Here is a 6,284-nt window from a genome sequence, read left to right on the forward strand (position 1 = left end):
AACGGTACTCTCCATGAACTCGCAAAACGCCACCGTGCGCTGGCAGCTGTGGATCGTCGCCTTCGGCTTCTTTATGCAGGCGCTGGATACCACCATCGTGAATACCGCCATTCCTTCGATGGCACGCGACCTCAACGTCAGCCCACTCAACATGCATTCGGTGATCGTGTCGTATGTGCTCACGGTGGCGGTGACACTGCCAATCAGCGGCTGGCTGGCGGATCGCTTCGGCGTGCGCAACATTTTCTTCTGCGCCATTGTGCTGTTTAGCATCGGGTCGGTGCTGTGCGCCTTCTCCACCTCACTCGATCAACTGGTGATGGCGCGTGTGGTGCAAGGCGTGGGCGGTGCAATGATGGTGCCGGTGGGGCGTTTGACCGTGATGAAAATCGTGCCGCGCGAACAGTACATGTCGGCGATGACCTTTGTCACCACGCCCGGGCAAATCGGTCCGCTGCTTGGCCCGGCGCTGGGTGGGATTTTGGTGCAGTACGCTAGCTGGCACTGGATTTTCCTGATCAACATTCCGGTGGGGATTATCGGTGCGATTGCCACCCTGATGCTGATGCCGAATTACACCATGCAAACCAAGCGCTTTGATTTCCTCGGCTTCGTGCTGCTGGCGGTTGGCATGGCAACGTTGACGCTGGCGCTCGACGGCCAACGCAGCACCGGCGGTTCCCCGCTGCTGCTCGGCCTGTTGATTCTGGTCGGTGTGTTCTCCCTGCTGTTCTACCTGATGCACGGCCGCAATAACGACAATGCGCTGTTTAGCCTCAAGCTGTTCGACAACCGTATTTATTCGATTGGCCTGCTCGGCAGCTTCACCGGCCGTATCGGTAGCGGCATGCTGCCGTTTATGACACCGATCTTTCTGCAGGTGGGCCTCGGCTACAGCCCATTCCACGCCGGATTGATGATGATCCCGATGGTGCTGGGCAACATGGGCACCAAACGCGTGGTGGTGCGCATCGTGAATCTGTTCGGCTACCGTAATGCGCTGGTCGGTGCGACAGTCGCGCTGGCGCTGGTGGTGTTGCTGTTCCCGGCCGTGGCGCTGCTCGGTTGGGTGTGGATGCTGCCGGTGGTTCTGCTACTGCAAGGGATGGTGAATGCCATCCGCTTCTCCTCAATGAATACTTTAACGCTGAAAGAGTTGCCGGATGATTTGGCCTCCAGCGGCAACAGCCTGCTCTCGATGATCATGCAGCTGTCGATGAGTATTGGCGTCACGGTGGCCGGATTACTGCTGGGTGCCTTCGCACACGGTTCCGTGACCAACAGCGCCGCCGCGCATCAAACCTTTATTTATACCTATCTGTGCATGGCGTTAGTGATTGTGTTGCCGGCACTGGTGTTCTGGCGCGTACCCAAAGATGTGAGTAAGAACGTGGATCTCAGAGGCAGGAGAAAAGCATGAAGCAGCCGGTGAAACTCGGCATTGGCGCCAAGCTGTTTGTGGCGATATTTTCCACCTGCATGCTGGTGATTATCACCATGCACTGGGGCGTGCGCCTCAGCTTTGAGCATGGCTTTGTCGATTACATCAAAAAGGGCAATGAGCAACGCTTAACCCTCTTGAGCGATGCACTGGCGGATCAGTACGAGCAGCACGGCGACTGGGATTTCCTGCGGAACAACGATCGGCTGATTTTTACCATTCTGCGTTCGATGGAACAAAATCCCGGCAGCAGTACGCAGCTACCGCCACACGGCTGGCGCACCCAATTCTGGATTATTGATCAGCAGTATAAAGTGTTGTCCGGACCGCACTCGCCGGTGCCGCCGGAAGGCACCCGTCGCAACATCACCACCAGCACGGGCAAAGTGGTGGGTTGGGTGATCGCCTCGCCCGCTGAGCGGTTAACACGCAGCACCGATATCAACTTTGATCTGCAGCAGCGGCGTACCAGCTGGATGATCGTCACGCTCACCACGTTGCTGGCGGCGCTGGTCACCTGGCTGCTGGCGCGTGGCTTGCTGGCCCCGGTGAAACGGCTGGTGGATGGCACCCACGAGCTGGCGGCAGGTAAATTTTCCACACGTGTGGAAGTGGGCAGCAGTGATGAAATCGGCCAGCTGGCGCGTGATTTTAACCAGCTCGCCAGTTCGCTGGAGAAGAACGAAAGTAACCGCCGCGCTTTTATGGCCGATATCTCCCACGAACTGCGCACGCCGCTGGCGATCATGCGCGGTGAGCTGGAAGCGATGCAGGATGGTGTGCGCAAGCTGACGCCGGAAGCCATCACCTCACTGCAGAGCGAAGTGGTGGTGCTGACCAAACTGGTGGACGATCTGCATCAGCTGTCGTTGTCTGACGCGGGCGCCCTCGCCTATCGTAAACAGCCGGTGGATGTGGTGAATCTGCTGGAAGTGGTGGCGGGCAGCTTCGGCGAGCGCTATCGCAGCCGGGATTTGACGCTCACTCTTGTGCTGCCGCCCAAAGCGGAAAGCTTTGGCGATCCCGATCGATTAATGCAGTTGTTCACGAATCTGCTGGAGAATAGCCTGCGTTACACGGATGCCGGTGGCGAAGTACGGGTCAGCCTGCAGCAACACGGCGAATACTGGCAGTTACGCTTTGCGGATAGCGCGCCTGGCGTGGACGCTGAGCATCAGGCACATCTTTTTGAGCGTTTTTTCCGCGCTGAAAGTTCACGCAATCGCGCCAGCGGCGGCTCTGGATTGGGTCTGGCGATCTGTAAAAACATTGTTGAAGCACACAGCGGCAGCATTTCTGCGGATCACTCTGATTTAGGTGGGCTGCAAATCGCGCTAAACTTGCCATATGTTCCTCACCAGAAATAGCTTATGAGCCCGGATAATCACGATCCACTGATCCTTGTTGTTGAAGATGAACCCAAACTGGCGCAGCTGATGATTGATTATCTGCAGGCGTCCAACTATCGCATTCATCATATTGCGGATGGCAATGAGGTGCTGGGCTATGTGCAGCACTCGCCGCCAGATTTGATGCTGCTGGATTTGATGCTGCCGGGCCGTGATGGCTTAACGCTTTGCCGCGAGATCCGCCGTTTCTCTGAGCTGCCGATCATCATGGTCACCGCGCGCACCGAGGAGATTGACCGCTTGCTGGGGCTGGAGATTGGCGCAGACGATTACATCTGCAAGCCTTTCAGCCCGCGTGAAGTGGTGGCGCGTGTGAAAACCATTCTGCGCCGCGTGAAACGTTCGCCGGAAGAGGCGCAACTCGCCTCGCATCTGCTGATTGATGAAGGACGTTTTCAGGCCAGCTGGCGTGAACAGCAACTGGAACTGACCCCTGCTGAATTCCGCTTGCTGAAAACCTTGGCGCTGGAGCCGGGTAAAGTGTTCTCGCGCGAACAGTTGCTGAACCATCTTTATGACGATTATCGCGTGGTCACCGACCGTACTATCGATAGTCATATCAAGAACCTGCGTCGTAAGCTGGAAAACCTCGATGCGGAACAGCCGTTTATTCGCGCGGTGTACGGCATGGGTTATCGCTGGGAAGCGGACGTCTGTCGCCTGATGTAGCGCTTAGCTTGATGTAGATCAATTTACTTCAGCGGCGGCCCTGCCTACAATTCCCCACCTTTTGCAGGGCCGTTTGATGCGGCTCGTGCACCTGCCATCGCCGATGGCATGCTGACCTGACATCAGTGAGATTTCCCCCCATGTTTAAACCTGAACTCCTTTCTCCAGCGGGATCGCTGAAGAATATGCGCTATGCCTTTGCCTATGGCGCTGACGCGGTGTATGCCGGTCAGCCGCGCTACAGCCTGCGCGTACGCAACAATGAATTCACCCACGAAGTGCTGGCCAAAGGCATTGAAGAAGCCCACCAGCTAGGCAAGAAATTCTACGTGGTGGTGAACATCGCGCCGCATAACGCCAAGCTGAAAACCTTTATCCGCGACCTGACGCCGGTGGTGGCGATGCAGCCCGATGCGCTGATCATGTCCGATCCCGGCCTGATTATGCTGGTGCGCGAAGCCTTTCCTGAGATGCCGATTCATCTGTCAGTGCAGGCGAATGCGGTGAACTGGGCGACCGTGAAGTTCTGGCAGCAGATGGGGCTGACCCGCGTGATCTTGTCGCGCGAGCTGTCGCTGGATGAGATCGCAGAAATTCGCCAGCAGGTGCCAGAGATGGAGATCGAGATCTTCGTGCACGGCGCGCTGTGTATGGCCTATTCCGGCCGCTGCCTGCTGTCGGGTTATCTCAACAAGCGCGATCCCAATCAGGGCACCTGCACCAACGCCTGCCGCTGGGAATATAAAGTAGAAGAAGGCAAACAGGATGAGGTGGGCAATATTGTCGGTTTCCATCAGCCGGTTGAGGTGCAGGAGCCTACGCTGGGTGTTGGCGCGACGACCGACCGCGTATTTTTGTTAGAAGAGAAGATGAAGCCTGGTGAAGTGATGAGTGCTTTTGAAGATGAGCACGGCACTTACATCATAAACTCAAAGGATTTACGCGCGGTGGCCCACGTCGAGCGCCTGAGCCAGATGGGTGTGCATTCATTAAAAATTGAAGGCCGTACCAAATCTTTTTATTACTGTGCGCGCACCGCGCAGGTGTATCGTCGCGCCATCGATGATGCGGCAGCCGGCAAGCCGTTCGATCCGGCGCTGCTGGAGACGCTGGAAGGTCTGGCGCATCGCGGCTATACCGAGGGTTTCCTGCGTCGTCATACTCATGATAGTTATCAGAACTATGAGCAGGGTTTCTCCGTTTCCGAACGCCAGCAGTTTGTCGGGGAATTTACCGGTGAGCGTCGCGGTGACTGGGCGCAGATCGCGGTGAAGAATAAGTTTCTGCTCGGGGATTCCGTGGAGATCATGACGCCGCAGGGCAATCTGAACTGTACGCTGGAATCGATGCAAAATGATAAAGGCGCGGCAGTGGAGGTGGCACCGGGCGATGGGCATCGCGTGTGGATCCCGGTACCGAAATCGGTGGATCTGGCCTTTGCCTTGTTGATGCGTAATTTTACTGATGGCAATAGCACCTACGATCCGCACGGAAAAAAGCGCACATAATGAAAAGAAAGGCGCGAAGTTAGAACAGGATCACAGACCGCCGCTGCGCCTCGCTTTAGAATCCCGCCTGCTGCTAACGAGTAACAATAAACAGCAGGTAGTACCAGGAACCACCTCATTCACCCGCCCGGCTCCCCCGTGCGGGTTTTCTTTTTTTCATCGCCCGCCGATAAAGTTCCCCGTCCAGCTATGCTATAACCACTGCATCGTATTTCGCCTCAAGGAACTGATTATGCAAAACAAACCACTGACGCTGCTGATCCTCAATGGAAAAGGCGCGGGCAATGAAGATTTGCGTGCGGCGGTTAATACGCTGCGTGAGGAAGGCTTTAATCTGGCGGTGCGCGTGACCTGGGAAAAGGGCGACGGCGACCGTTACGTGCAGGAAGCGGTGGCGTTGCAGGCTGAAACCGTGGTCGCCGGTGGCGGCGATGGCACCATCAATGAGATTGCCACAGCGCTGGCGGCGGTGGCTGAAGAGCAACGTCCGGCGCTGGGTATTCTGCCGCTTGGCACGGCCAATGATTTCGCCACCAGCGTCGGTATTCCAGCGGAGATGGAACCGGCACTGCGTCTGGCGGTGTTGGGCAAAGCCAGCGCGATTGATTTGGCGCGCGTGAATGGCGATCGCTATTTTATCAATATGGCGACCGGTGGCTTTGGCACGCGTATCACCACGGAGACGCCGGAGAAATTGAAATCGGCTTTGGGCGGCGTGTCGTACTTTATTCACGGTTTGATGCGGGTGGATGCGCTGAAGCCGGATAGTTGTGAGATCAGCGGACCGGGCTTTGCGTGGCAAGGCGATGCATTGGTGATCGGCATTGGTAATGGTCGTCAGGCGGGTGGCGGGCAGAAGTTGTGTCCGGATGCGTTGATCAATGATGGGCAGCTGAATCTGAGTATTGTGACTGCGCAGGAGTTGTTGCCAACGCTGCTGCATTCGCTGACGCGCAATGATGAGAACCCGAATATTGTCTCGGCGCAGTTGCAATCGCTACGCATTCGTTCCCCGCATGAGATGACGTTTAATCTGGATGGCGAGCCGCTGACCGGCAGCGAATTTGAAATTGAAGTGATGCCAGGCGCGCTGAGCTGCCGTCTGCCGCCGCAGTGCCCACTGCTGGCGTGATGTTTGTCAGTTGAGAGCCGGATGATAAGCAGTCTGGGTTGCAGGCGGTAACGCAGTCTGGGTTGCAGGCGGTAACGCAGTCTGGGATGCAGGCGATAACACAGTCTGGGGTGCAGGCGGTAACG

5 protein-coding genes are annotated in these 6,284 nt (G+C 56.8%); all 5 read left to right on the forward strand.

What is annotated here, in order from left to right; genetic code table 11:
• Window positions 1-13 precede the first annotated feature (13 nt).
• The 5 genes from mdtD to yegS all read left to right on the forward strand — a co-directional run bounded on the left by mdtD (window position 14) and on the right by yegS (window position 6,159).
• Window positions 14-1,420, forward strand: a complete 1,407-nt coding sequence (mdtD, locus tag VI01_RS11920; protein ID WP_045815261.1) for a multidrug transporter subunit MdtD — start codon at window positions 14-16, stop codon at window positions 1,418-1,420.
• Window positions 1,417-2,808 (forward strand): two-component system sensor histidine kinase BaeS, encoded by a 1,392-nt coding sequence (gene baeS / locus VI01_RS11925; protein WP_045815262.1) that lies wholly within the window; start codon window positions 1,417-1,419, stop codon window positions 2,806-2,808. The genes mdtD and baeS overlap by 4 nt, the downstream gene beginning before the upstream one ends.
• 3 nt (window positions 2,809-2,811) lie before the next feature.
• On the forward strand, window positions 2,812-3,519 hold the full coding sequence (gene baeR, locus VI01_RS11930) for a two-component system response regulator BaeR (RefSeq protein WP_045815263.1): 708 nt from the start codon (window positions 2,812-2,814) through the stop codon (window positions 3,517-3,519).
• A gap of 140 nt (window positions 3,520-3,659) precedes the next feature.
• Entirely contained in the window at window positions 3,660-5,027 is a 1,368-nt protein-coding gene (yegQ, locus tag VI01_RS11935) for a tRNA 5-hydroxyuridine modification protein YegQ (RefSeq protein WP_045815264.1), read from the forward strand.
• Window positions 5,028-5,259: 232 nt separating this feature from the next.
• Window positions 5,260-6,159 carry a lipid kinase YegS gene (gene yegS, locus VI01_RS11940; protein ID WP_038645902.1) on the forward strand — a complete coding sequence of 300 codons (900 nt, stop codon included), beginning with the start codon at window positions 5,260-5,262 and terminating at the stop codon, window positions 6,157-6,159.
• The last annotated feature ends 125 nt before the right edge of the window (window positions 6,160-6,284 follow it).

Source organism: Pantoea sp. SM3, from assembly GCF_000963995.1.
Lineage (GTDB): Bacteria > Pseudomonadota > Gammaproteobacteria > Enterobacterales > Enterobacteriaceae > Pantoea > Pantoea rwandensis_B.

Coding starts and splice junctions, on each gene's coding strand:
- baeR (WP_045815263.1), top strand. CDS start 2,812: ATGAGCCCGGATAATCACGATCCACTGATCCTTGTTGTTGAAGATGAA.
- yegS (WP_038645902.1), top strand. CDS start 5,260: ATGCAAAACAAACCACTGACGCTGCTGATCCTCAATGGAAAAGGCGCG.
- baeS (WP_045815262.1), top strand. CDS start 1,417: ATGAAGCAGCCGGTGAAACTCGGCATTGGCGCCAAGCTGTTTGTGGCG.
- mdtD (WP_045815261.1), top strand. CDS start 14: ATGAACTCGCAAAACGCCACCGTGCGCTGGCAGCTGTGGATCGTCGCC.
- yegQ (WP_045815264.1), top strand. CDS start 3,660: ATGTTTAAACCTGAACTCCTTTCTCCAGCGGGATCGCTGAAGAATATG.